We start from the raw sequence: 1,652 nt of genomic DNA, 5'->3' as shown, positions 1-1,652 counted from the left end.
TACCTGAATTATTCATACCTTCCAAAAAAGTCGTCAGTTTTCATGTTTTTCAAAAACTGACGGCTTTTGATCTTGCTTACTATGTATTGAGACTCTAAATTTTGATGGTATCACCTAACGGTGAGTCATTTTTGAATTTTTGGGTGCACTTGTCCCTTGATCGTACAGAATTTTTTTTAATTGGGGCTATTTAATAGCCTGAATACGCTGTAATACCTGATAAAAGAGTCGATGATAAACGTGATGAGAACTCAGTCGTAACTGGATTCGTCGACAGGTAAACACAACGCGGGCAGCGACTTTGAATAAACGGATTCGTAATGTACTAACACGCAATCCGGTCTCTGTTTTAGGTAGGGCTATTTGCTTCATAAAATTGATAATATTGTACGCTAATACACTAACCATCATACGGGCAGCGTTGGCGGTAAACGTTGAACTATCAGTCTTATCAAAGAAGAAGCCCTCTTTGGCTTCCTTGATATAATTCTCCATCTGACCACGCTTATGATACAGTTCAAATGCTGCTTCTGCGGTTAAATTTGTCAGATTAGTCACAATAAATTCATGTGAAAAGATCAATTCGCCAGCTACACGAGTTGACTTAACGTATACTTGACGCGGTTTAGGCCACGAAGTGGCCTGATAAGTTGCTGAGTAATAGTGAGTTTCGGTTTCATGCCACTCAGTTGTGTCGCTTATCTGTACAAACTCTTCTGCCAAGTTGTGTAGTCGCTTATTACGTTTGAGGCGAATAATGTAAAAGACATCATCGGCCTCGCAGGTATCATAAACAGCTGGTGTGGCGAACCCGCTATCACCGCGAACCAGAATATCAGTTTCTGGCAATTGGTCTTGATAATGTTTTAATAACGGTTCTAAAAAGGCTTTTATATCTGTACTGGTATAGGCATTACCAGGCCGTAGGATGGCTTTCAGGAGATTACCATCATTATCGATAGCTAGTAATGGATGATACCCCTCCGAGCCATAATGGGCGTTATAGTCAGTAGCTTCTTGATTGCCATAAGTGTCAGAATGGGTTGAATCAATATCAATAATGGTGGTCGTCTGATTAGTTAGCAGTCGAGCTTGATCAATAAGAGCTTGATTTAAAGTCTGGAAGGCGTCCACACCTGCGGAATCGATACGTTGCCAGAAACGGGATATCGTCGCTTGTGAAGCTAAGGCTGGTTTGTCCAATAAAAGTTTAAACAATGGTTCTGCAACCAATGAGGTTGCAGCAGAATCTGTATTATAACCGGCAATGATCTGCAGAACCAACTGCATCAAGATACTTGAATTACTATGTCGGCAGTATTGTCGATGGTCGTTGAACTTCAATAGATTGTCAGCTAAGTTCGTGAACTGAAACTTTGCCATCAGTTCAACACACAAGGTTAGGCCACCATCAGAAGATAATTGACCGCCGGTATGCGATGCTAGAATGTTTTTATTGAAACTAAATGCCATTTCCTGTACAGTTTTCATTATAGAGTCCTCTTCTCTTTATAGTGTCTTTTGGTCGAGTTAACTATACCAGAGCTGAGGCTCTTTTTCTGCACTTAAAAGGTGAAAACGTAAAATCCCCATCAAGCACTTGAATCATGTGTTTGATGGGGATTTTGGAGTTTCTGGTGAATAATTCAGGT

General features: G+C 40.5%; 1 protein-coding gene. It reads right to left on the bottom strand.

Annotated features, from left to right (window positions below):
• Positions 1-186: 186 nt before the first annotated feature.
• Positions 187-1,491, bottom strand: coding sequence for an IS1380 family transposase (locus JUF10_RS14015; protein WP_203640202.1), 1,305 nt, complete (start codon positions 1,489-1,491; stop codon positions 187-189).
• Positions 1,492-1,652: the final 161 nt, after the last annotated feature.

It is taken from the genome of Levilactobacillus andaensis (assembly GCF_016861695.1).
Classification (GTDB): Bacteria; Bacillota; Bacilli; order Lactobacillales; family Lactobacillaceae; genus Levilactobacillus; species Levilactobacillus andaensis.
Note: the sequence above shows the minus strand (reverse complement) of the source record. Positions and strands in the feature narration are given on the sequence as shown.